At 70.6% G+C, this 20,998-nt stretch carries 23 protein-coding genes; 12 read left to right on the forward strand and 11 right to left on the reverse strand.

Annotated elements, in window-relative coordinates:
• Positions 1-47: 47 nt before the first annotated feature.
• Genes GPA03_RS19410 through csrA form a run of 3 tightly spaced genes read left to right on the forward strand, consistent with a single transcriptional unit; the run spans position 48 to position 3,227 of the window.
• A complete protein-coding gene (locus tag GPA03_RS19410; protein ID WP_241681402.1) occupies positions 48-2,042 on the forward strand; it encodes a flagellar biosynthesis protein FlhA in 1,995 nt (664 codons plus the stop codon).
• The gene (locus GPA03_RS19415; protein ID WP_156253714.1) at positions 2,020-2,901 is read left to right on the forward strand and encodes a hypothetical protein; all 882 of its coding nucleotides are present in this window, start codon (positions 2,020-2,022) and stop codon (positions 2,899-2,901) included. The genes GPA03_RS19410 and GPA03_RS19415 overlap by 23 nt, the downstream gene beginning before the upstream one ends.
• A gap of 35 nt (positions 2,902-2,936) precedes the next feature.
• Positions 2,937-3,227 (forward strand): carbon storage regulator CsrA, encoded by a 291-nt coding sequence (gene csrA, locus GPA03_RS19420; protein ID WP_156253715.1) that lies wholly within the window; start codon positions 2,937-2,939, stop codon positions 3,225-3,227.
• Here csrA and GPA03_RS19425 read toward each other — a convergent pair.
• Complete coding sequence (locus GPA03_RS19425; RefSeq protein WP_156253716.1) at positions 3,224-3,574, reverse strand: hypothetical protein; 351 nt, start codon at positions 3,572-3,574, stop codon at positions 3,224-3,226. The two genes, csrA and GPA03_RS19425, sit on opposite strands and share 4 nt — an antisense overlap.
• Before the next feature lie 365 nt (positions 3,575-3,939).
• Between GPA03_RS19425 and GPA03_RS19430 the strand changes: the two genes are divergently transcribed.
• A complete protein-coding gene (locus tag GPA03_RS19430; protein WP_156253717.1) occupies positions 3,940-4,887 on the forward strand; it encodes a hypothetical protein in 948 nt (315 codons plus the stop codon).
• 5 nt (positions 4,888-4,892) lie between these two features.
• Here GPA03_RS19430 and GPA03_RS19435 read toward each other — a convergent pair whose 3' ends face one another.
• Positions 4,893-5,144 (reverse strand): hypothetical protein, encoded by a 252-nt coding sequence (locus GPA03_RS19435; RefSeq protein WP_156253718.1) that lies wholly within the window; start codon positions 5,142-5,144, stop codon positions 4,893-4,895.
• Positions 5,145-5,378: 234 nt separating this feature from the next.
• A complete protein-coding gene (locus GPA03_RS19440) occupies positions 5,379-5,924 on the reverse strand; it encodes a TetR/AcrR family transcriptional regulator (protein ID WP_206673652.1) in 546 nt (181 codons plus the stop codon).
• Positions 5,925-6,107: 183 nt separating this feature from the next.
• Between GPA03_RS19440 and GPA03_RS19445 the strand changes: the two genes are divergently transcribed.
• Positions 6,108-7,121, forward strand: a complete 1,014-nt coding sequence (locus GPA03_RS19445; protein WP_156253720.1) for an SDR family NAD(P)-dependent oxidoreductase — start codon at positions 6,108-6,110, stop codon at positions 7,119-7,121.
• A gap of 32 nt (positions 7,122-7,153) precedes the next feature.
• Positions 7,154-8,068, forward strand: coding sequence for an oxidoreductase (locus GPA03_RS19450; protein WP_156253721.1), 915 nt, complete (start codon positions 7,154-7,156; stop codon positions 8,066-8,068).
• A 64-nt stretch (positions 8,069-8,132) separates the two neighbouring features.
• On the opposite strand, the gene GPA03_RS19455 is transcribed toward GPA03_RS19450, so the two are convergent.
• The 6 genes from GPA03_RS19455 to GPA03_RS19480 all read right to left on the reverse strand — a co-directional run bounded on the left by GPA03_RS19455 (position 8,133) and on the right by GPA03_RS19480 (position 14,398).
• The gene (locus GPA03_RS19455) at positions 8,133-8,537 is read right to left on the reverse strand and encodes a HepT-like ribonuclease domain-containing protein (RefSeq protein WP_206673653.1); all 405 of its coding nucleotides are present in this window, start codon (positions 8,535-8,537) and stop codon (positions 8,133-8,135) included.
• Positions 8,534-9,091: an XRE family transcriptional regulator gene (locus tag GPA03_RS19460; RefSeq protein ID WP_206673654.1), complete on the reverse strand. Its 558-nt coding sequence runs from the start codon at positions 9,089-9,091 to the stop codon at positions 8,534-8,536. The genes GPA03_RS19455 and GPA03_RS19460 overlap by 4 nt, the downstream gene beginning before the upstream one ends.
• A gap of 17 nt (positions 9,092-9,108) precedes the next feature.
• Entirely contained in the window at positions 9,109-9,333 is a 225-nt protein-coding gene (locus GPA03_RS19465) for a hypothetical protein (RefSeq protein ID WP_156253723.1), read from the reverse strand.
• A gap of 18 nt (positions 9,334-9,351) precedes the next feature.
• Positions 9,352-9,585 carry a sulfatase/phosphatase domain-containing protein gene (locus GPA03_RS19470; RefSeq protein ID WP_156253724.1) on the reverse strand — a complete coding sequence of 78 codons (234 nt, stop codon included), beginning with the start codon at positions 9,583-9,585 and terminating at the stop codon, positions 9,352-9,354.
• A 207-nt stretch (positions 9,586-9,792) separates the two neighbouring features.
• Positions 9,793-11,061, reverse strand: a complete 1,269-nt coding sequence (locus GPA03_RS19475) for an ATP-binding protein (RefSeq protein ID WP_206673655.1) — start codon at positions 11,059-11,061, stop codon at positions 9,793-9,795.
• 88 nt (positions 11,062-11,149) lie between these two features.
• A complete protein-coding gene (locus GPA03_RS19480) occupies positions 11,150-14,398 on the reverse strand; it encodes a DEAD/DEAH box helicase (RefSeq protein WP_206673656.1) in 3,249 nt (1,082 codons plus the stop codon).
• Positions 14,399-14,603: 205 nt separating this feature from the next.
• On the opposite strand from GPA03_RS19480, the gene GPA03_RS19485 reads away from it, so the two are divergent.
• A complete protein-coding gene (locus GPA03_RS19485; protein WP_156253726.1) occupies positions 14,604-15,563 on the forward strand; it encodes a hypothetical protein in 960 nt (319 codons plus the stop codon).
• A 3-nt stretch (positions 15,564-15,566) separates the two neighbouring features.
• Here the strand turns inward: GPA03_RS19485 and GPA03_RS19490 are convergent, their stop codons facing one another.
• Positions 15,567-15,986, reverse strand: a complete 420-nt coding sequence (locus GPA03_RS19490; protein ID WP_156253727.1) for a type II toxin-antitoxin system VapC family toxin — start codon at positions 15,984-15,986, stop codon at positions 15,567-15,569.
• Positions 15,983-16,222, reverse strand: coding sequence for a FitA-like ribbon-helix-helix domain-containing protein (locus GPA03_RS19495; RefSeq protein ID WP_156253728.1), 240 nt, complete (start codon positions 16,220-16,222; stop codon positions 15,983-15,985). Before GPA03_RS19495 ends, GPA03_RS19490 begins: the two co-directional genes overlap by 4 nt.
• Positions 16,223-16,366: 144 nt before the next feature.
• On the opposite strand from GPA03_RS19495, the gene GPA03_RS19500 reads away from it, so the two are divergent.
• From GPA03_RS19500 to GPA03_RS19520, 5 genes are all read left to right on the forward strand, one after another.
• Positions 16,367-16,699, forward strand: coding sequence for a VOC family protein (locus GPA03_RS19500; protein WP_156253729.1), 333 nt, complete (start codon positions 16,367-16,369; stop codon positions 16,697-16,699).
• Between the two features lie 209 nt (positions 16,700-16,908).
• Positions 16,909-17,271, forward strand: coding sequence for a DUF6507 family protein (locus GPA03_RS19505; RefSeq protein WP_156253730.1), 363 nt, complete (start codon positions 16,909-16,911; stop codon positions 17,269-17,271).
• Between the two features lies 1 nt (position 17,272).
• Positions 17,273-19,210: a hypothetical protein gene (locus tag GPA03_RS19510; protein WP_156253731.1), complete on the forward strand. Its 1,938-nt coding sequence runs from the start codon at positions 17,273-17,275 to the stop codon at positions 19,208-19,210.
• The gene (locus GPA03_RS22710; RefSeq protein WP_206673657.1) at positions 19,210-19,920 is read left to right on the forward strand and encodes a hypothetical protein; all 711 of its coding nucleotides are present in this window, start codon (positions 19,210-19,212) and stop codon (positions 19,918-19,920) included. The genes GPA03_RS19510 and GPA03_RS22710 overlap by 1 nt, the downstream gene beginning before the upstream one ends.
• Before the next feature lie 231 nt (positions 19,921-20,151).
• The gene (locus GPA03_RS19520) at positions 20,152-20,997 is read left to right on the forward strand and encodes an aminoglycoside phosphotransferase family protein (RefSeq protein ID WP_156253732.1); all 846 of its coding nucleotides are present in this window, start codon (positions 20,152-20,154) and stop codon (positions 20,995-20,997) included.
• The last annotated feature ends 1 nt before the right edge of the window (position 20,998 follow it).

Here is a 20,998-nt window from a genome sequence, read left to right on the forward strand (position 1 = left end):
GGAACTTCTCCCAGCTGCTCGTACCCATCGGCGTGGTGGCGATCATCATGCTGCTGGTCGTGCCCGTGCCGGCCGCCCTGCTGGACACGCTCTTCGTCGTCAACATCATCGGCGCGCTCGTGATCCTGCTGACCGCGATGTTCGCCAAGAAGCCCCTCGACTTCTCGGTGTTCCCCTCGCTGCTGCTGGTCGCGACGCTGCTGCGCCTCGGCCTGAACGTCGCCTCGACCCGGCTGGTCCTGCGTGACGGCTACGCCGGTGAGGTCATCGAGACCTTCGGTCACATCGTCGTCGGCGGGTCGATGATCATCGGTGCGGTGATCTTCCTGATCCTCGTCGTCATCCAGTTCGTCGTCATCACCAAGGGCGCGGAGCGGGTCGCGGAGGTCGGTGCCCGGTTCACCCTCGACGCGATGCCCGGCAAGCAGATGGCCATCGACGCCGATCTGAACGCGGGTCTGATCACCGATGAGGAGGCCCGTCGGCGCCGCGCCGACGTCGCCGCCGAGGCCGACTTCTACGGCGCGATGGACGGCGGGTCGAAGTTCGTCAAGGGTGACGCGATCGCGGGCGTGATCATCATCCTCATCAACCTCGTCGGCGGGTTCGCGATGGGGATGCTGCAGCGCGGCATGAGCGCGGGCGACGCACTGAGCACCTACTCGCTGCTGACCATCGGCGACGGCCTCGTCTCGCAGATCCCAGCGCTGCTGATGGCGGTGGCCACCGGTCTGATCGTCACCCGCTCCAACGCGGAGACGGACATGGGGAGCGCGGCCGGCGAACAGCTCGCCCAGTCCCGGGTCGCGCTCATGATCGCGGGCGGGACGGCGATCGCGATGGCGATCATCCCCGGCATGCCGAAGATCCCGTTCGTCCTCATCGGCGGGCTGCTGCTGCTGGCCTCGCAGCGCATCAAGGCGGGCGAGGCAGCCGCGGCGAAGGAGTCCGCGCGGGTCGCCGCGGCCGAGTCGCTGCCCATGGACGGCGACTCCCCGGAGGCGCTGATCGAGCAGATGCGGGTGCATGCCCTCGAGATCACGCTCGCCCCCGACGTCGTCGACCTGGTCGGTGACAGCGATGATCTGCTCGGTCGGGTCAAGGCGCTGCGCCGCAAGCTCGCGATGGAGCTGGGCATCGTGATCCCCCCGGTGCGCACCCGGGACAACATCGAGCTTCCCGCAGGGACCTACACGGTGCGGATCGCAGGCGTGGAGGCGGGCCGGGGCACCGCGCCGGCGGGCAAGGTGCTGGCATTGGGGGAGGACCTCGACGCCCTCCCCGGTGCAACGGTCGTCGAGCCCGTGTTCGGACTGGCCGGCAAGTGGATCCCGAGCGAGATGCGGCATGCCGCCGAGATGGCGGGCGCCACCGTGATCGATCGGGTGTCCGTCCTCGTCACCCACTTCTCCGCGATCGTGACGGACCAGGCCGACAGGTTGCTCACCCGCGAGGACGTGCGGGTACTGGTCGACGCCGTCAGGGCGGCCTCGCCTGCTGCCGTCGACGAGCTCATCCCCAACGTGCTGACGCTGGCGCAGGTGCAGCAGGTCCTGCAGGGGCTGCTCGCCGAGCGCGTCCCGATCAACGACCTCACCCGGATCCTTGAGTCCTTGAGCGTCCGGGCGAAGACCTCCACCGACATCGAAGGGCTCGTGGAGTCGGCCAGGCGAGGCATCGCACCCGCCGTGGTCGCCTCGCACGCCGACCAGGGCACGCTGCGGGTCGTCACGATCGACCCCGCTCTCGAGCAGGCGTTGCTGGAGGGCCTGCGGACCGCCGAGGGCACCTCCCAGCTGCTGCTGCCCCCGGCGCAGATCGACTCGGTGCTCACCGCGGTCACCGCACAGGTGACCGCGCTGCAGAACGAGGGCACCAGCGCCGTCCTGGTCTGCGCCCCGGCGCTGCGACCCGCGGTGACCAGGCTCATCGGCGCGCAGTCGGGTCGGATCGCCGTGCTCTCGTACGCGGAGGTGACCGCGGCCGACGTCGCCATCGAGACGGTGGGGGTGATCCGCGATGCCAAGGCGCTATCGGCTTGAGGGTGAGGACCTGGAGTCGTTGAAGGTGCTCGCCCGCGCGCGGTACCCCGAGGGGCGGATCGTGTCGGGGGATCGGGTGCGCACCGGTGGCATCGCCGGGTTCCTGGCCAGGGAGCACTACGAGCTGGTCGTCGAGGTGTCCGACCGCCGGGCCACCGTGCCGCAGGGGCCGCCGCCCGGCTCCGCGCCGACGGGCCTTGCCGCGCTGCTAGGGGCTGCCGAGGCGGCGGAGAACACCATGGCGGGAGCGTCTGCCCCGACCACCGTCTCCACGGAGTCACCGCGATTCGCCGATCTGCTCGACGCGATCACGGCAGGGACCGGGACCAGCGGAGACGACGCACCGGACCCGAGGGCTTCAGGCGTGCGGCCGCTCCACGGTGCCGGGGACCTGGTGATGGTCCTCGGCCCGCACGACGCGGCGCTCCGGGTCGTGCGGTCCATGGCCGACGCTGCCGGCGCCGCAGGTGCCGCGGTGCTCCTGGCGGGCACTCTCGACGACGGTGCGGCGCGGCCCCTGATGGAGGAGCGCAACCGCATCACCCAGGCACGCGCGCGAGGTGTCGAGCGGGGGCAGGTCACACTGGTCGCCTATGGGCTGGGCGTGTACGGGGACACGACGGCGGAGCACGCCGCCCGGGTGCAGGTGCTGGCTCCCGACCAGGTGTGGCTGGTGGTGGATGCGCGGATGAAGCCGCTGGATGTGGCGCGGTCGGTGCAGGAGATGCGGCGTCACGTGATGATCGATGCCATCGCGGTGGAGGCCGCGGCGATGACCAGCACACCGAGCACGGTGCACGACCTCGGGCTGCCCGTGGGCTGGATCGACGGCGAGGCAGCCAAGCACCAGCCCGCCTAGAAGCCTCTGCGTCTATACGCTGTAGGGTCGTTGTTGTGCTGGTACTGACACGCAAGGTGGGAGAGCGGATCGTCATCGGTGACGACATCACCCTCACGGTGCTCGAGGTCCGACCCGGCGGCGACATCCGCATCGGTGTCGACGCACCCTCTTCCGTGCGTGTCCATCGAGCCGAGGTCCTCGACGCGATCTCCGCCGCGAACACGGCGGCGGCCCAGGCGGGTGACGACACCGCTGCGATCCTCAGGGCCGCACTCGCGCCGCCGGCCCAGCAGCGAGAACAGGGTGGCGCGAGCGAGCCTCCTGCGACCGGGCCGAATCCCTAGCCTGATCGCCGCGGCGCCTTGTAGGTGACCGTGGCGCCGGGAGCGGAGGCGGCATAGGCCGTCAGCGCCTGCGAGACGACATCGGTGACGGTCACGCCCTCCATGTCGGCCTTGGCACGCACGAAGGCGAGCAGGCGTGGGGGTAGCCGGCAGGCCCACGGGACGAGCAGCTCATCGGTGCCAGGGAGGTGGTCGGGGATCTGGGCGTTCTTGCGGCCCTGAGCCACCTGGGCGCGAGCGATCCGGCGAGCGACCCCGAGCGCCTCCTCCGGTGTGATCGGCTCGCCGCCGTACCGCATCGGCAGCTGCTCCGACTCGCCCGGGAGCGTCACCTTCGTGCTCGTCATGTCACACCTCTCGGTCTGTGGGAGCCCGTGGCCCAACAGGCACGCTCGTCTTGACATGAGTCTACCTGTTGCGCGCGCCCAGGACCGGGCGGAGGACCGCCTGTGCCGGCCGGATCGTTGACAACGCTGGAAACGGGCGCGACCACGGACGCCGCCGCGGATCCTGACATCTACACGCCTGCGCTGACATGCGCTACTCTCCACGCGAAGGCCTGCCCGGCCTCATCAGCACCACGGTTCACACATCCTGCCGTGCCGCGATCGCGGTTCAGCAGGTGGGCGTCGTCGTCATCGGGGGGTGACAAGACGGCGCCTGCTGCCGCATCAACGACGACCTCCCCCGCCGCCCGGGAGAGGGCGCACGAATGCCGACTCGACGCGAACAGCTGCTGCGTGCGTATGCGCACATCGATGACGTCACCGAGGCCACGCTGCCCGACCCGCTCGCCGGGCAGCTCCAGCAACAGGCGCTCTACGACATGGCCGCGATCGAGCTCGAGCACGTAGCGGCGCGTCTGCCGGTGACCAGCCAGATCCCTTCGTGGGCCGCTGCCGTCGCGGACGAGCTGATCAGGCTCCGGGAGAAGCGGCCCGTGCTCGTCAGCCAGGCGATGCCGTGGTTCGCGACCTGGTTCGACAGCCCGCCGCAGAGCAGGAAGCCGTTCCTGACGGCCTTCGCCGAGCAGGTGGCGGCCATCTGGCGCACACGCAAGGCGTTGCGGTCGGCGCCACTCGGACTGTTCCTCAACGACTGCGTCGCGAGTGTGCTGCGGCGCCGCAGGGCGTTCTACTCGGTGTTCGTGGACGACACCCCAGCCGTGCTCAGCGCTCAAGCGGTCGCCACGCGCCTGCGGGTCGCGGTGCCGACGCTGGAGCCACTGACGATGGACCTGTTGTGGCACTGGCGTGACCAGGTGCAGCTCGAGGCGGCGCGCGCGGGCATCACCACCGTGCGCATGTTCCGGCTCGTGCACGTCAGCGGCTCCGCCGGGCAATGGGCCGCGACGGAGGGACAACGCCGGCTCGCCGAGGGAGACGACGGCCCCTTCACCCAGGCTCAGCAGTACCTGGTGTTTCATCCCCTGTCGCGATGGACGATGTCACGCTGGGACATCGCCAAGTCCGCGATGCGCCAACCGGGTTCCGCCCTGCTGCTCGAGGCAGACCTGCCCGTGCGCTCGCTCTGGGCCGGTGCGTCGGCCCAGCCGATCTCGTTCGTGGCGTCGCCGGTGCCGCCACGTCCGGCTGACCCGACCTTCCCGCTGGTCTCCACGCAGGAGACCTGGAGGCTGGTCGGGCTGGAAGCGCTCTGAGCCGCTCAGGCAGCCTCAGGCGCGTTCCACTGCAGCAGTGCCGCAGCGATGTCGCCACTCGGCTCGTCCATCTCGACAAGCTCAAGAGCGCTGAGACCGCCGGCGTGGATCGCGGCGACCATGGACTCGAGGAGCTCTCGCTCAAGGAGGTACTCCTCGACGACCGGGGTCATCACCGGCCCGCTCGGTGTGAGCGGTCGGTACGCCGGCGGGGCGACCGTGGCGATGGTGTCCTCGGCGGAGATGGTTGCGGTCATGTGGCTCCCCTGGTGTGCTCGCGACCGCCGTCGGCTGCGGGTCGTACCGGACGTCCCGCCCGCCGAGCCCCCATGTCGGGTGGGTGCTGGTGGTCGATGGTGGAACTCTGGCCTGCGGCCGGAGGGCCTCACAACCTCGCACAGTCCGTTCCGTGACCTTTCTGTTATCAAGGCGTCGACGACGGCGTGCCGGCGCCGGCGCCTCGCGCGATCGCTGGCAGTGGGACGCGCTGGTCAGCGCGCGTACCGCAGACCGTCCAGCAACAGCCCGATCATTCGGTCCGTGTAACCCTCGTCGAGGCCGTAGGCGTTCATGCTCAGCTGGGCGACGGCGCTGAGGAGCTCGGCGGCATCGACGTCGGAGCGGATCTCGCCGGCGGCCGCTGCGTTCTCGAGCAGCGTGCTGAGCGCGGCCACGAACCGGGTCCGGAAGTAGTCGGGCAGCTTCTCGTAGGCGCTGTCGCCGGAGTGCAGCGCGGCCGAGAGCCCACGCTTGGTAGCGAAGAAACCCTGCAGGCGCTCGAGCCAGCGGCTCAGTGCCGCCATCGGTGGGTGCTCCTCGATCAGCGCTGGGGCTGCGTCGGCACAGGCGTCGATCTCGTTGCGGAACACGGCAGCGACCAGATCGGCGCGCAGCGGGTAGTGGCGGTAGAGCGTCCCTGTCCCCACCCCGGCCTTGGCCGTGATCTCGCGTACGGGGGCGTCGACACCCGAGGTCGCGAACACCTCGGCCGCGGCCGTCAGCAGCGCGTCGACGTTGCGCTGCGCGTCGGCTCGCATGCGGCGATCGGTCCCGGTGGGTGCATCGGGAGCCCGCTCGGCGGACGTTCCTGACGTTGCCACTGACACACACCCCTTGCGTAATCGGAACCATGTTCCGTATAGTCCTACCCGGAACGTTGTTCCGGTAATCATGGTAGCGCTGATGCGTCGCAGTGTCAGCCTACGGAAGGACTCACACTCATGCCTCACCGTCAGCACCCCGTCGGCACCGGGTTCACCGCCTTCTCCACCGCCGCCGACGTCATGGCCGGCATCGACCTCACCGACATGAACGCCGTCGTCACCGGCGGCCATTCCGGCCTTGGACTCGTCACCACCCGCGCGCTCAGCGCGGCCGGCGCCTGGGTCACGGTCCTCGCTCGCGACCCCCAGCGGGCCAAGCGCGCGCTGCAAGGGATCAGGCGGGTGGAGGTCGAGCAGCTCGACCTCCTCGTGCCCGAGTCGATCGAGGCGTACACCGCCCGGTCCCTCCGAGAGGGTCGCCCCCTCGACATCCTCGTCAACAACGCCGGGCTGCCCTCCGCTGGCGGGCTCCAGCACGATGCCCGCGGCTACGAGGCTCAGCTCGCCGCCAACCACCTCGGTCACTTCCAGCTGACGCTCGGGCTGATGCCCGTGCTGCTCGCGGCCGGTCACGCCCGGGTGGTCACCACGAGCTCCGGCGCGCACCGGATGTCCGACATCCTGTGGGACGACCCGCACTTCCGGAGCGGCCACCACCACCCGGACCTCGCCTATTCGCAGTCGAAGACGGCGAACGTGCTGTTCACCGTCGAGCTCGACCGGCGGTGGGCCGATGCCGGCATCCGCGCCTATGCACCGCATCCAGGCATCATCGCGGCGACGGGGTTCAACCGGAGCGCCGGTGAGGATGCCCGCCGGGCCATGGGGCTCATCGACGAGCGGGGCGAGCCGATCATCGACCCGACGCGGGGCCTCAAGACCCCTGAGCAAGGAGCCGCCACGATTCTCGTGGCAGCGGCGCACCCGCTGCTCGCGAGCACCGGCGGCGTCTATCTCAACAACGGCGATGTAGCCCCGCTCGATCCCAGCTCCGGCCCGATCGACATGTCCAACCCACCGGCCGACGCCGCTCCGCACGCGATCGACCCCGACTCCGCGCGCCGGCTCTGGGAGCTCAGCGCGCGGCTCATCACCGCCTCGCGGCACGAGACCTTCTCGCTCGCCGTCTGACCTGCACGACCACCCTCGAAGGAGAACACCCCATGACCACCACCACCCTGTCCGCCCAGTCCGCCGGAACCTGGCAGCTCGGCGACCGCACGGTCAACCGCATCGGGTTCGGCGCGATGCGACTGACCGGCATGCCGTGGGACCCGGCCCCACGCAGCCGCGAGAGCGCCATCGCGGTGCTGCGCCGCGCCGTCGAGCTGGGCGTCAACCACATCGACACCGCAGCGTTCTACTTCCTCCCGACCCGCTCCTCCAACGAGCTCATCGCCACCGCATTGCAGCCGTACCCGGACGATCTGGTGATCGCCACCAAGGTCGGCGCGAGCCGGTCCCGCGCGGGCGAGTTCGAGTCCTATGCGCGCCCGGAGCAGCTCCGCGCCCAGGTCGAGCAGAACATTCGCGAGCTCGGGCGCGACCACATGGACGTCGTCAACCTCCGCTGGGGTTCCGGCCTCGGGAAGGAGGGCGGTTCGGTCGCCGAGCACGTCGGCGCGCTCGTCGAGCTCCGCGAGGCCGGCCTGCTCAGGCATATCGGCATCTCCAACGTGAACGCCGATCAGCTGCTCGAGGCGCTGGCGATCACCCCGATCGTCGAGGTCCAGAACCGGTACGGGCTCACCGAGCGCACGGACGACGACGTGCTGGCCATCACCGCCGAGCGCGGGATCGCGTTCGTGCCGTTCTTCGCGATGGGTGCGGCGATCGCCGGCGCGGTGCCGGGCGGCTCGGTCGACACCACCGGTGCGGACGTGGTCGCCCGGATCGCCGCGGCGCACGACGCCTCGCCGTCGCAGGTGCGGCTGGCCTGGACCCTGCACCGTGGGCCGCACGTGCTCGCGATCCCGGGGACCGGCAGCCTCGACCACCTCGAGGAGAACATCGCCGCCGGCTCGCTGCAGCTCTCCGAGGAAGAGCTCGCTCAGCTCGACGGCATCGCGGCCGGCTGACGGGCGCATGCTCGGGACAGATGCGGAGCTGGTGCACGGCACAGACCAGTTCCGCGTCTGTCCCTCACGGGTGGCTCAGACCCTCGGTACCCAGGGGTGGGGCCTCGGCGCTCTCACGTGGCGGCTCGCCGCGCGGCAGATCGAGGGCCTGGAGGAGGCTGGGAACGCGACGGACCAGCGCTGTCCACATCAGGTCGTGGTTGACCTTGTCATAGTGGTGCGCCACCAAGTTGCGCATCCTCATGATGGCGACCCAGTCGACATCGGCATGTGCGGCTCGGTAGTCCTCGCTGAGCCGCTCCACGACCGTCGCGATCTTGATCAGCACTCGCTCGCCGGCATTGCGCAGCAACGCACCGGCGGGGGTGTCGGCCACATAGGCAGCGCGCCCATGGTCGGTGATGTACCGCGCCTCTGCTGCGAAGCCGACCAGATCCTGCAGCCGACGCTCGGTGCGCTCGTCGGTCACAGCGGTACCGCCGTCAGGCGTGCGCTCTCGATCACGCGACCGTCGGACCCGGTCGACACCACATCCACCGGAATGGTCAGCATCTGAGAAAGCTCCTCTTCCAGCGCGAGCAGATCCAAGATGTCCCGGTCGGGGCCGAACTGGACCAACAGATCGAGGTCGGAGCCGGGACCGTCCGTCCCCAGCGCCGTCGAGCCCATCACCATCACGGAGAGGCCGCCGTGCCGGCGAACGGCTTGGGCGATGTCGTCCCGTCGCCGCCGCAGGGCCGCCGACGGTTGGAGTGCCAGTGCCTGCTCGATCGCAACCCGAAGCTGCGGCGTCGGAGCTCGACGACCCGCCTCGATCGCCGAGATCATCGGTTGTGTGACCCCGACGCGAGCGGCCAGCTCACGTTGTGACAGGTCGAGCAGCTCGCGTCGGTTTCGCACCCACTCGCCCAGGCCTCGGTTCATCGACCCAGGATATAACTGATGGGTTATCACGTGGAAGCGTCGTCCGTCCCGGATGCGTCGGTGCGGTTCCCGCAGGATCACTCGGCGGCCGATCGCCACCCCGCGCCTCGCTCAGCTCACCAACCCCCGGATCTCGTCAGCGGTGAGGTTCCAGGCTGAGCCGAGCCTGCAGCGCCGCCGTCGAGCACATTGGCGAACAACGTCCCCTTGCGGGCCGACAGACCGAGGACCTCGGCCTCGATGGTGTGGGCGGCGACGAGCCGGTAGACCATCACCGATCTCGTCTGGCCGATGCGGTGCGTGCGGCGATCGCTGGCGCGGTGCCGGGTGCGAACATTCACAGCTGCCGCCGTGCTGGCTCACCACGGCGCGACGCGTGCCGCGGTCCGGTCCTCGTGCCACATCTGCAGATCGAGCACGGCCGCGCACATGTCCGCCCGCAGCTGTGCATGCTCGGGGTCGTCCCACAGGTTGACGAGCTCACGCGGGTCGGCGTTGAGGTCGTACAGCTCACCGGTCTGGGCGGTACCGGTGTCCGGGTTGCCGTGCCAGACGACGACCTTGGCGTCGGAACGACGAAGCATCGTCGTCATCGCAGGCGGGTCGAACGCGTACCCAGAGTCGCGGTACTCCGACCAGGCGTAGCTGCGCCCGCCTCGATCACCGCGGGCGACCTCGGCGAGGTCGATCCCCTGATCCCGGGCGTAGGGCGCTTCCGCGGAAGCGCCTGTCGTGAGCAGCCCGGCCGTTCGGGCGTGATCACGATCCAGCCCCGCGCCGAGCGTCGGCGCACGATGCTGTCATGGACCAAGAAGTGCTGCCGGAATGACGGCGATCCCGTCCCCTCTCCGATAGGCGGCTTCGCCCGTGGTGATGACGGCGGCATCGAGCAGGTCGTCCCCGAGCCGCTCGCGAAGCCACAGCAGATTCCGGACGTCGCTCTCGCGCACGGTTCGAGCGAGCTTGACCTCGAGCGCGAGGATGCGCCCGTCGTCGCGCACCACGATCAGGTCCACCTCTCGCTGGCCACCCCGCATCCGCAGGTGTGCGAGCGAGGCGCTCGCAGCACCGGCGTACACCCTGACGCTCAGCGTCACCAATGACTCGAACAGCGCTCCGAGGAGCGTGCCGTCGCGTGGTGTCTCGCCGGCCGGCCACGGCGAGTCGACAAGCGCGCCAGCGCTGACGCCCAGCAAGCGAGCGGCGAGCGCTGGGTCGGCCAGGTGATGCTTGGGTGCCTGCGTGAGACTCGCGAGATGACGGCGGGGTCCTCCCCAGGCGGGCAGCTCGTCGAGGATCCACAGCCGCTCCAGGGTGTCGCGGTACCCGATCGTGGTGGTCTTCGCCGGCTTGTTCGCGAGACCTGGGGTCGCCGCGTCCAACAGTCCGCTGTATGCCGTGGTGCTCGACGTCGCAGCACCGAAGGCCCGCAGCCATGCGCGCAGGGCGGCAGGCCGCCGAACCACATGACCGAGCTCAGCAAACTCATGCTCCACGATCGCGTCGATGTAGCCGTCGAGGAGGTCGACCCGATCACGCGGCGCCCGATCGCGGATACCCGGGAAGCCGGACCGCACCACCTCGTCGGCATAGTCACCCAGGGTCACCGAGGCGGTGCCCTCGATCGCTGGCCGCCTGCCTGTCAGCAATGAGCCGAGCGAGACCGTCGGCGGGACGAGGGCGCGTTCAGCGATCGACATGGGGCGCATCCGAAGCCGGACGATGCGCCCGGCTCCTGTGTGGATGTCTGCCCGGGGCGTGGCCGACCCTGTGAGCACAAAGCTGCCGGATGGAGCGCCACCATCGACGGCCCGACGAACCAGATCCCACGCAGGCGGGTACTTCTGCCACTCATCGAGAAGAACCGGGGACTGCATCTTTCCCAGCCGCTGTGGATCCGCCCGGAGCAGCTCGATCTCCGCCTCGTCGTCGAGCAAGATCGACGACCGCGCGAGCCGCTGGGCCGATGCTGTCTTGCCGACAGCCTTGGCGCCGTCGACAGCGACGGCCGGCAGTCGCTCGAGCAGGTCAGCCAGCAGCGAGTCGGCCACTCTGGAGCGATATCCCACCACCGAACGCTACCAAGCGTAATAATCAAACGCTACCATTCGTACTCCTCAAACACTACCTTCGCGGGGCGAAGCACCTTGCCACCTGTCAGCTCACCAACCCCCGGATCTCGTCAGCGGTGAGGTTCCCGGCCGAGCCGGCCGCACCGCCGTCGAGCACATCGGCGAACAGCTTCGCCTTACGGGCCGACAGCCCGAGGACCTTGGCCTCGATGGTGTCGGCGGCGACGAGCCGGTACACCATCACCGATCTCGTCTGGCCGATGCGGTGGGTGCGATCGATGGCCTGGGCCTCGGCGGCGGGGTTCCACCACGGGTCGAGGAGCACCACGTAATCGGCCTCGGTGAGGTTGAGCCCGAACCCGCCGGCCTTGAGCGACACGAAGAAGGCGGGCGCATCACCGGCGCGGAACCGTTCGATCTCCGCCTCCCGGTGGCGGGTGCGGCCGTCGAGGTAGGCGGTGCCGACACCTGCCGCCTCCGCACGGTCGCGTGCCTTGGAGAGGAACCGGGTGAACTGGCTGAACACCAGCACCCGGTGCCCCTCCGCGGCCGCCTCGTTGAGCAGGTCGGTCAGCGCCTCCAGCTTCGCCGACGGCGGAGGCGAGCCTTCAGCGATGGCCGCACCATCGCCGTCGGGCGCCTCGTCCCAGTCGACCAGCTCGGCATCGAGGGCGAGCTGACGCAGCAGCGTCAGCGAGCGGAACACCTGGAACCGGTTCGCCTCCATGTCCTCGATGAGGCCCAGCACCTTCTGCCGTTCCCGCTGCAGACGCAGCTCGTACAGGCGGCGATGCTTGGGGTGCAGCTCGAGCTCGCGCACCTGCTCCTGCTTGGGTGGCAGCTCGGTAGCCACCTCCTCCTTGCGGCGGCGCAGCAGGAACGGCGCCAGCCGCCGCTGCAGGCGCGCGAGCTTCTTGGTGTCGTGGTCCTTCTCGATCGGGGCCCGGTAGAGATCGGCGAACTGCTTCTCGCCACCCAGCAGCCCCGGGCACACCAGCGCCGACAGCGCCCACAGCTCGGTGAGGTTGTTCTCCAGTGGGGTCCCGGTGATCGCCAGCTTGAAGGGTGCGGGCAGCAGCTTCGCGCTGCGGTACCCGCGAGCGCGGTGGTTCTTGATCATCTGCGCCTCGTCGAAGATCGCACCCGACCACGGCAGCGCCTGGTAGGCCTCCTCCTCCAGTCGCAGCAGCGTGTAGGAGGTCACCACCACGTGCGTGCCCGCGACCGCCTCCACCAGCGGCGTGCCCCGGCGGCGCTCGGTGGCGTCGATCGCCACCACCCGCAGCTCCGGTGCGAACCGGCGGCACTCGCGCACCCAGTTGCCCACCACGCTCGTGGGCGCGACCACCACGAACGGCGCCATCGCCGGGTTCTCCGCGCGCGCCGCCTCCATCATCGCGATCGCCTGCAGGGTCTTGCCCAGGCCCATGTCGTCGGCGAGGATCCCGCCGAGCGCGTGCGTGCGAAGGAAGTGCAGCCACGACAGCCCGGTCTGCTGGTAGTGCCGCAGCTCCGCGCGCACCCCCGCCGGCACCGGCAGCTGCTCCATCACCACCGAGTCGGTGAGCCCGCGCGCCGCCTGCAGCCACGCCTGCTCCTGGGCGTGCACGATCCCCAGGTCCACCAGCTCCTGCCACAGGTCCACCTGGTAGCGGCTGATCCGCAGCCCCTCGGCCAGCGGCTTGTCGCTGAGCGCGCGCGCCTCCTCGATGATGGCGCGCAGCCGATCGAACTCGGGTCCGGTGAGCGAGAAGTAGCGACCATCGGGAAGCACGAAGATCGGCTCACCCCGCGCCAGCGCCACGAACATGTCCCCGAACGGGACCTGCTCGCCGTCGACCTCGACCTTCACCCGCAGGTCGAACCAGTCGTTCTCGCCCGGCTCCGCCGCGATCGAGACCACCGGCCCGCTCGCCGTGGGGCTGTAGCTGGGCAGATCCTCACCCTCGACGACCCGCACCCCCTCGACCTCCCGCAGCCGCGGCAGCACCTCGGCGAGGAAGATCACGCCCTTCGTGCCGAGCAGCGTCCTGCTCCGGGGTTCTGTGCCCGACGGCGCAGCCTCGGCCAGGTGGGCGTGCTCCCCGACCGCGTCCCGCACCCGGGCGAGGATCTCCTGCTCGCGGACCTGGTCTCGCCGTCGACCCGGTGGGGTGCCGGTCCAGGCCCAGGTCAGGTGCACCTGGTCACGGTGGGCACGCAGGTCGAGCTCGAGCGCCAGCTGGGGCTCGGCGGGGATCTCGTAGCTGTGGTCGGGGGACTCCAGGGGTGCCAACGTGCGCAGCCCGGGCAGGTAGTCGCGCTCGAAGGCGTCGCGATCGTGCTCGCCGATGCTCACGGGTTCGTCGGCGGTCAGCAGGGTCCACAGCGGCTCCGCGACCGGGGAGTCGAGCCGGACCAGCGTGGTCTGCTCGTTGTCCAGGCCCGGGTTGCTGACCTGCGCGACGGCGATCGCGGGCGATCCGACGCGGTGCACGCTGGTCGGGTCCACCAGCTCGTCGCCGATCAGCAGCTCGGCCCGCACGTGCAGGTGCGCGTCGTGCTCCTCGACGACCACACGCGCGCGGGCCGTGACCTCCGAGAGCCGCACCGGGTGCTGCGCCTTGCCCGGGGAGATCATCTCGACGCCCGCCTCCCGCAGCTCGAGCAGCAGCTGCCACAGCCCGCGGGAGCCGACATCCGCGAGCGGCAGCCACTCGGGGGTGCCGTACATGTAGCTGCGGGAGAGCATGTCGTGCCGGCCGGCGAGCTCCTCGAGCAGGCCGATGACATGAGCCCCTGCCCGGTGCATCGAGAGCGCGTGCCACTCGGTGCTGCCCTTGATCCATCGGCCGCGCGCGCCCATGAGGGCGGGGCGTACGGCCAGGGAGGACTCCCGGTCGACGCCGTAGCTCCACCGGTCGCGTGCGGTCCGCCGTGGCACGACCACGCCCATGAACAGGGCGAGCCGAGCACCCTGCTCGGGTTCCGCCGTCGCCGGCACCACGGCGGACAGGGTCCGCTGCCACGCGGGCGTCTGGGGCGCTGGGGCGACCTCGGCTGGGATGCCCGCGAGCAGCACGGCGATCGTATGCTCGCAGCCGTCGCTGCCGTGCTCGGTGCAGAACTCGCCGAAGACCTCACCGTCGGTCTCGTCGAGGCGCACGGTGACCTCGACCGGATAGCCGCCATCGCGGATCACGCCCTCGACCTCGACCGTGTACCCGACCCGCACCACGCTGCCGACCGTGACCGCGCCACCCTGCACCAGCATGAGCGCGCGCGTAGCGGCCCGCGGCCCGAACTGGCGTGCGAGCGACACGAACCGGTCGGGGTGGAAGTCCATCGCCGTCATCCTCGCACCGGCCGGTGACAGCGAAGTCCGCGCCCCGCGGCGGCGGTCCAGCCCCGCCCGCGCGACCCGCCCACCCGGGCGCGGCCGTGCCCACGCACCGAGTTCGTTCCACATCGGCCAGTTCGGTTGGTGCTCCCGACGAACTCGCCGATGTGCAGCGAACTCGGGGGGAGCGGAGGGTGGACGGCGTTGCTAGCGTCGACCCGTGAGCACCGACGCCACCACCCCAGCCCTGCCGGTCACCGACGGTCCGTTCGTCCGCCCCGCTGCTAGCCACCCTGCCGAGCCGCGCTGGGGACACGCCGACGGCTTGCAGGTCGGGCTCGACCCGCTGCCCGGGCCGCGCGGGCTGCTGCGGATCTACACGCCCTACCTCGACCAGCCGCGCGAGCGGATGATGAACTTCATCGCCGTCGAGCCGATCCCGGCCGGCGAGACCGCGCGCGGGTTCTCCGAGCTCGAACTCTCCGCCCTCGACGGCGCGCGCGGCAAGCGGTTCTGGTCCGCCGACGAGCCCGCCGACCCCACACCGCGGCCGTCGACCGAACCTGCTCGGGGTGTCGTCGAGATGCTCGACGGCGTCGCTCACCTCCGCGTGTTCGTGCTCGTCGAGCCGTTCGACAACGGTGCCGAGGTATACCTGCGGCTCACTTTCCGCGCCGACAGGCCGCACGAGGTGGCGATCGCCGCCTACGCCCGCGAGCGCTCGGTGTCGCTCGAGCACCTGATCGTCACGGCGACCATGGGGAACTACGCCCGGCTCCGGGAGCTGCACCTCGCGGATCGCGTCGTCACGCCGGCGGAGCTGTGGCCGGACTTCACGGGACATGCGTTCGCCGCGCACGCCCGGTTCGGGCTCGGTGAGCTGACCCGAGAGGCGAGCGGCGCCGTCGTCGTCTCGGCTGCGCCCGACGAGGCCGACCCGGTCAACGTCGGCTACGCCGACGACGTCGTGCCGGGCTGGCACTTCCAGGGCGGCCGCGCTCGCCAGTACTGGCGGGCAGCCGATCCGGACCCAGCGATCGAGTGCCTCGTCAACGCGCGGGCCTCGTACTGGGCGAGCGAGTCGCCCATCCCCGGCGGTGCGGCGTACGAGAACATCGAGCTGGTGGAGCCGTTCCGGCAGGGCCGCGAGCTCGTCCTCGGCATCGACCCGCTGGACTGAGGCTCAGCCTGCGAACGGATCGAGCACCGGCACGCCCGCGGCGATGAAATGCGCGGTGTCGCGCGTCGCGACCGTGAGGTCGTTCGACCTCGCGATCGCGGCGACCATGGCGTCCATCTCCGGAAGCGTCTCGCCCCGGCGGCGCGCGTTGGCCCGCATCCCGGCGTAGGACGCGCTGGCGCGGTCATCAAAGCTCAGGATGCGGCGCGCGAACAACGGGACGACCTCGTCCTCGAACCGCTCGTGGAGAGTCTCGCGCCGCTTGCCTTCCGGCAACGCCCCGATCCCGAACCGGATCTCGGCGAGGAGGATCGTCGTGAGGTACAGCGTCTCCACGGCTTGGGCGTCCAACCAGGCGATCACACGTGGATCCGGCGTCGCTCGCAACGGCTCGGACACGACATTGGTGTCGAGGACGATCATCCGAGATCGATGGGCTCGGCGGCTGTGCCCGAGCGCTGGATGTCGAGATCGACTCCGTGCTCATTCGGTGCCAGTCCGGCCAGCACCGAGCCCAGCCGCACCCTCCCCGGAGGCACCACGGCGAGCTCCAGGATCGCTCGGACCTCGGCCTCGGTGCTGCGAGCGTTTGACGCCGCGCGCACCTTCAAGGCGCGGTGCGTCTCCTCGGACAGGTTCCTCACGACGATCGCCGGCATGGCCGCCTCCTGATATCACTCGTTACTCGACGATATCAGCACCATCGCGAGCAGTCGCGTGCGGATCGCTGGTTGCGCTTCACAATCAGTGAGGCGTACGGTGGTGACCACTTGTGGAGTGCAACTAGTCGAGGGGTGGTCTGGATGATCCGAGGTGTGCTCGCCCACTGCACCGTGACCGACCTATCCCGAGCCGAGGACTGGTACACCCGCCTCCTCGGCCGCGGGCCCGACGCACGCCCCATGACTGGGCTGCTCGAGTGGCACCTCGGTGAGGGCTTCGGCCTCCAGGTGTGGTCCGAGCCCGAGCGCGCGGGTGACTCCTGCGCCGTGCTCGACGACACGGATCTCGACGCGACGGCAGCGCAGCTCACAGCCGTCGGCATCGGCAACGACGGCCCTCAGCCCGGCGGTTCCGGGCGGATCGTTCAGCTCGCGGACTCGGACGGGAACCGCATCGTCCTGCTGGGGGACTGAGGCGCTCAGCCCACCTGGGTGATCAGTCCAGTCGGCCGGCTCTGTTCCGCACGAACTCGTCGAGGCCCCGACCGAGTTTCGCCGATCGCGCTCGACGCCACCCCGACCCGTGGGCAGTGCGCGTGTTTTCCACAGGTCTGTGGATGGGCCGAGCGGGCGGGGAGCCATCGTCATTAGCGTCCTGACAGCACCGGACGAAGGGGGACACGATGACGCGGTGGGAGCTCGATCCCGAGCGTGTGCGAGGGGCACTGCACCAGGTCGAGGACAAGCGAGCGGAGCTGGAGGACGCGCTGGCGGAGACCCGGGCGTCGGCACTGGTGCTCGACGTCTCGGGAGGCGGCTGGCCGGTGGCGGCCGTGCCGAGGGCGATCGACGGGCTGCTCGCCGACCAGGTCGAGCGGCTGACCCGGATCCGGCAGCACATCGACGCCGGCATCATCAGGACCGGGCTCGCCGTCGCGGCGTACGAGGTCGGCCACGAGGAGATGGCGTCGTCGCTGCAAGCCGCCGCCGTGGCGGCCGCGCAGTCCGGTGACCTGACCGCGTTCCAGCCGTACCTCGAGCCCTGACGTGGGGCTCGCTCCGGTCCTCGAGACCGCCGGCACCGACCGGCGGCTGGAGTGCGAGGACAGCGACGGCCTGATCGACCCGGCAGGGTTCGCCTGCCGCGCGTCGGCCCTGCAGCCTTCGCGGATCGAGATCGCGGCCGCCGACCTGAGCAAGCTCGGTCAGGCGGTGCGCTGGCAGGTGACCGGCATCGCCGCCGACTGGCACTCGATGCGCCCCTGGTACGTGGCGCCCGAGCAGGAGGCGCTGCTCGGTCTGATGGACGCGCCCGCCACCGATGCCCGCGAGATGGAGGAGAGCCTCGGCAACGCGAGGCGGATCCTCGAGGCCTACGCGAGCGAGCTGCAGGACATCCGGCACACCCTCGCCGAGCTGGAGTGGCGAGCGGAGGCGTTCCGGGCGCGCGTACGTGACGGCGTCATGGTTCCCGCCTCGGAAGCGCGGCGCCCTACGGTGCTGCAGTCCGCCGTCGGGCTCCTGCAGGGGTACGAGCCGGAGGTCCTGGTGCCCTGGTTCCAGGACACGAAGACGTGTGCGGAGAACGCGGCACTGCTGGCCGAGTACTGGCAGGTCATCGAGCGGCTGAGCACGGCTGCTGACGACGTCGAGAACGGCATCCGCGGCCTACTCACCGAGACCGCGCTCGTGGAGGACACCACCCCGATCCCCGCGGCGGTGTTCGACGCCTCCTACATCGAGATGCCGTGGGGGTGGCCGGTCGAGGAGGACAGGAACGTGCTGGAGTCGCTCGCCGACGGTGGCGGTCGGATCGGGCAGACCCTCCTCGACCTCCTCCCGCTGCTGAGCGCTGATCCGAAGACGGCGTCGCAGGCGTGGGGGGCCATGGCGGACCTGGCCGTGTCGGTGGTGGTGGCCGCCGCCTACCCCGAGTCGAGGTGGGCGCGCTACGGGCTCGACCGGGTCCCGTGGATGCACGATCGGTACCGAACCGCGGAGACGCTCGGCCTGGCGGTTGGCTACGACGCCGCCGCGGCCGACCACGGCGCCTCGCCCTGGCACGCCTGGGACGACGACGCGATCGCTACCGGCATCGAAGCCGGCTTCAACGTGGCGTCCATCTTCGTGCCGAGCGCGGGCATCTCTCGGTTCGCTGCCCTGTCGGCGCGCGCTGCCCGGGCGACACGGTGGACCGCGCTGGCGGCTGACGTCGCCGTCCCCGGCGGATCGTTCCTCGTCGCGGGGACCAGCCGCTTCGCGGGCAGTCTCGGCGATGCCGCCGGCATCACCAGTCACCTACGTGTCGGCGTCGCCCCGGTGAACCTCAGCGCCCTGATCGACGGCGCCGCCGACACCATCCGCCACCCGCCGGCCCTCGATCGACTCGTGGCGACGAGGGGGGTGCGCCCTGAGCTCCTCTCGCCCTGGCACCCCGGGCTGGTGTCGACGGTCGAGCCGCTGCAGCCCGACCTCGCCCGGGCGCAGACCTATGCCTCGGGCGATGTCCGACTGCCGGGCTGGGAGACGCCGTGGTCGCCTGAGAACACCTTCACCCCGGGCTCGGGCGGCGAGGGTTGGTACGCCGAGGCCCGGCGGGTGGAGAAGCCGGCGTTCCAGTACCAGATCCAGGTCTCCGGGATCCTCCCCGACGCCAACGGGATGCTGCCCGAGTACTACCGCACCACTCCCGACGGGCGGGAGATCAGCTATGACGGCATGGTCATGCGCGACGACATCCCCGTCCATCAGGAGATGAAGAACGGGTGGGACGACTTGGCGTTCCGTCCTGATTCCGCCAGGTCGAGAACCACGCTCGCGAAGTGGATCGCGCAGGCGCGGGACCAGCTCGACGCGCTCCCGCCTGACGGCGTCCTCGAGTGGCACTGCTCCAACCCCCACACGGCCGCCGCCGTCGAAGCAGCCTTTGCGGACCCCAGGCACGGACTCGCCGATGTCGTCGTTCTCTACACTCCGGGACTGTGATGGCTGAGCTCTCCACCTCCGCAGTCGCGTGGGATCGCGACCGCGTCGCCGTGCGTGCGATCTGGGTGCGCGCCAATGAGTCGGTCGAGTGGATCGCCGCTGCGACCGACACCTTCGTCAAAGGGCTCCGGGACCTCCTCGACGTGCCCGAGTGGATCGACGTCACGTCCAGTCCGTGGCCGGGCGAGGTTGACGCCCAGCAGCAGCACGTGCGCGAGAATCTCGTCGCCTACGAAGGGCGCGTCGCCGTCGGGAGTGGTTGCGACATCTCGCTGTACGGGGCCACGCCTCCGAGTCCGCAGCTGACCATTCACGCCGGTGCGATCACTCCCGGCAACCGGATCCCACTGCACTACGCGGGCCTCGGCTTCCACCCACAGTCCACGCCCCTATCGCGGCGCGAGGTCGTTGACGACCTGATCGCGCTCGCTGTGCGTGCCTGCCAGCCGGCGGTGGTCACGTTCACGACCACCGCGGTGAACAAGGAGTCGGGGCGAACCGGCTGGCAGGTGCCCGCCGGCTACCGCGTCTGGATCGGCCCCGAGGTGGGGGGCATCTCCACCACAGCCGACGGCGTCACGGCCCGGCCGCTCGAAGGCGGGACCCTGCTGTCGGCTCCGGACGACTGGGAGGCGAGCGCCGTCGCCGAAGCCATGAACGCAACCCTCGAAGCCAACCACCTGGACGAGATCCCGCACGGGGCAGCGTGAGCGGTAGGCGCCCGTGAGGGCGTGCCGCGGGTCGAGGCGACGATCGTCAGGCTCGCGCCGTGACTCGATCGCCAACTAGGCGATCCAGTCCCGCCGACCCGCGCTGTCGCGTGATCCGGGTGCCGACATGGCAATCGAGTCACGGGGCGGGGCAGGGGTCGGGCACCACGTGCAGCTTCGCCACTCCCCGCGGTGACCGGGCCGGACAGGGCGGCTGAGAGACTGGCGCACATGGTGGATGCGCGGCTGATCGGTGCGCTCACCGCCGCGTGGGGCCTGACCATCACGGGCCCGAGCGTGCAGGGCCCGTGCTCCACGCTGGTCCCGGTGGCGGGAGCTCACGGGGAGGCCGTGCTGAAGATCGAGCCGCCGGGCTCGCCGATCCGTGACGAGCTCCGTGCTCTGACGGCGTGGGGTGGCGAGGGCGCGGTCCGGCTGCTCGCCGCGGACCCCTCGAGATCGGCGCTGCTGCTGGAGCGGCTGGAGCCGCGTGACCTGGGCCCGCCGGTCGGCATGATCGATGCCTGCGAGGAGATCGGCCGCCTCGCGCGGACCCTCGACCGCCCGGCACCGAGCTGGCTCAAGGATCGTGCGAGCGACCGCCTGCGCGCGCTGGCGGACACGATCGACGCCATCCGCACGACCACGCACGCCCTGCCCCGCCGCCTGCTGGAACGCGGCCGATCGCTGGCGCTCGACCTGGCCGGTGAGCCCGACGTCGATGCGCGGCTCGTCCATGCCCAGCTCCACCAGCGCAACGTGCTCTGGCGCCCCGACCCGGGCGAGTGGGTGGCGATCTCACCCCACCCGGTCGCGGCCGAGCCGGCGTGGGTGGTCGCGCCGGTGCTGTGGCACCGCTGGGACGCCGTCGTCAGCGCCTACGACGTCCGCGCCCACCTCAACTTCCGCCTCGACCTGGTCAGCGACGCCGCCGGGATCGATACCGACCGAGCCCGCGTGGTGAGCGAGCTGCGGGTCCTGAGCAACGCCGTCGAGCAGGTGCAGCGGGGCGGTGCTGACCTGGCCGAGCAGCTCACGCGACACGTCACGATCATCAAGGCGCTGCAGCCGGCCTGAG

The sequence above is a fragment of the Pseudactinotalea terrae genome (assembly GCF_009733845.1).
Taxonomy (GTDB): domain Bacteria; phylum Actinomycetota; class Actinomycetes; order Actinomycetales; family Beutenbergiaceae; genus Pseudactinotalea; species Pseudactinotalea terrae.

What these genes read in the sequence shown, in the direction of transcription:
- GPA03_RS19410 (WP_241681402.1), top strand. Translation starts at nt 48, where the DNA reads ATGCTGCTGGTCGTGCCCGTGCCGGCCGCCCTGCTGGACACGCTCTTC.
- GPA03_RS19415 (WP_156253714.1), top strand. Translation starts at nt 2,020, where the DNA reads ATGCCAAGGCGCTATCGGCTTGAGGGTGAGGACCTGGAGTCGTTGAAG.
- GPA03_RS19425 (WP_156253716.1), bottom strand. Translation starts at nt 3,574, where the DNA reads ATGACGAGCACGAAGGTGACGCTCCCGGGCGAGTCGGAGCAGCTGCCG.
- GPA03_RS19430 (WP_156253717.1), top strand. Translation starts at nt 3,940, where the DNA reads ATGCCGACTCGACGCGAACAGCTGCTGCGTGCGTATGCGCACATCGAT.
- GPA03_RS19435 (WP_156253718.1), bottom strand. Translation starts at nt 5,144, where the DNA reads ATGACCGCAACCATCTCCGCCGAGGACACCATCGCCACGGTCGCCCCG.
- GPA03_RS19440 (WP_206673652.1), bottom strand. Translation starts at nt 5,924, where the DNA reads ATGCGAGCCGACGCGCAGCGCAACGTCGACGCGCTGCTGACGGCCGCG.
- GPA03_RS19445 (WP_156253720.1), top strand. Translation starts at nt 6,108, where the DNA reads ATGCCTCACCGTCAGCACCCCGTCGGCACCGGGTTCACCGCCTTCTCC.
- GPA03_RS19450 (WP_156253721.1), top strand. Translation starts at nt 7,154, where the DNA reads ATGACCACCACCACCCTGTCCGCCCAGTCCGCCGGAACCTGGCAGCTC.
- GPA03_RS19470 (WP_156253724.1), bottom strand. Translation starts at nt 9,585, where the DNA reads ATGACGACGATGCTTCGTCGTTCCGACGCCAAGGTCGTCGTCTGGCAC.
- GPA03_RS19480 (WP_206673656.1), bottom strand. Translation starts at nt 14,398, where the DNA reads ATGACGGCGATGGACTTCCACCCCGACCGGTTCGTGTCGCTCGCACGC.
- GPA03_RS19490 (WP_156253727.1), bottom strand. Translation starts at nt 15,986, where the DNA reads ATGATCGTCCTCGACACCAATGTCGTGTCCGAGCCGTTGCGAGCGACG.
- GPA03_RS19495 (WP_156253728.1), bottom strand. Translation starts at nt 16,222, where the DNA reads ATGCCGGCGATCGTCGTGAGGAACCTGTCCGAGGAGACGCACCGCGCC.
- GPA03_RS19500 (WP_156253729.1), top strand. Translation starts at nt 16,367, where the DNA reads ATGATCCGAGGTGTGCTCGCCCACTGCACCGTGACCGACCTATCCCGA.
- GPA03_RS19505 (WP_156253730.1), top strand. Translation starts at nt 16,909, where the DNA reads ATGACGCGGTGGGAGCTCGATCCCGAGCGTGTGCGAGGGGCACTGCAC.
- GPA03_RS22710 (WP_206673657.1), top strand. Translation starts at nt 19,210, where the DNA reads ATGGCTGAGCTCTCCACCTCCGCAGTCGCGTGGGATCGCGACCGCGTC.
- GPA03_RS19520 (WP_156253732.1), top strand. Translation starts at nt 20,152, where the DNA reads ATGGTGGATGCGCGGCTGATCGGTGCGCTCACCGCCGCGTGGGGCCTG.